A 576-nucleotide genomic window follows, 5' to 3' on the forward strand; every position below is an offset into this window, starting at 1 on the left:
GATCTTCACCTCGAGATCGGCTCGGCGTTGCTGCCGCGGAGTCAACACCGCCACACGTTTCACATGCGCGTAGTAGCCCGACGTCGACACGCCCAGCAACCGTGCCATACGCCGCACCGAAAACCGCGCGCGCTCAGGCGAGCGGGTCGTGCCGGCTAACTCGTCGGGGCCGGCGTACTTGGCCATCAGAGCGAACCGGGCCGGTTCTTCTGCATCGCGGCAAAGTACGCCGAGGCTTTTACCAGGAAGGCGTTGTCCTTCTCCAGCTCGGCCACCTGTCCGCGCAACCGCAACAGTTCAGCCCGCTCGGCGGCCTCCAGAGGTTTGTCTCCGTGGACCTCGGCCGCAGTGACCCGCCGACGTTCGTCTTTGACCCAGACACTCAACATGCCCGCGTCGATACCCAGCTCACGGGAAACCTCAGCGATCGTCCGGCCGGAATCGATCACGCGATGAGCAGCCTCGACCTTGTACTCAGCCGTGTACGACCGGCGCTTGCGAGGAGGCATGAGGACATCCTTTCAGCAGGACGACTGATCCTGCTAACTCGGTGTCCACTACCCGGGGTGAACCTCA

1 protein-coding gene and 1 pseudogene are annotated in these 576 nt (G+C 63.7%); both read right to left on the reverse strand.

Translation table 11 applies throughout. From position 1 onward, the window contains the following. Nucleotides 1-186: pseudogene (locus PUT80_RS46245) on the reverse strand (hypothetical protein); the annotation flags it as partial. After that, on the reverse strand, nucleotides 186-509 hold the full coding sequence (locus PUT80_RS46250) for a transposase (protein ID WP_141995942.1): 324 nt from the start codon (nucleotides 507-509) through the stop codon (nucleotides 186-188). The gene PUT80_RS46250 and the pseudogene PUT80_RS46245, both read right to left, overlap by 1 nt. Nucleotides 510-576: the final 67 nt, after the last annotated feature.

Origin of the sequence: Amycolatopsis sp. La24 (assembly GCF_029087445.1) — a bacterium.
Classification (GTDB): Bacteria; Actinomycetota; Actinomycetes; order Mycobacteriales; family Pseudonocardiaceae; genus Amycolatopsis; species Amycolatopsis nivea.

What these genes read in the sequence shown, in the direction of transcription:
- PUT80_RS46250 (WP_141995942.1), bottom strand. Translation starts at nt 509, where the DNA reads ATGCCTCCTCGCAAGCGCCGGTCGTACACGGCTGAGTACAAGGTCGAG.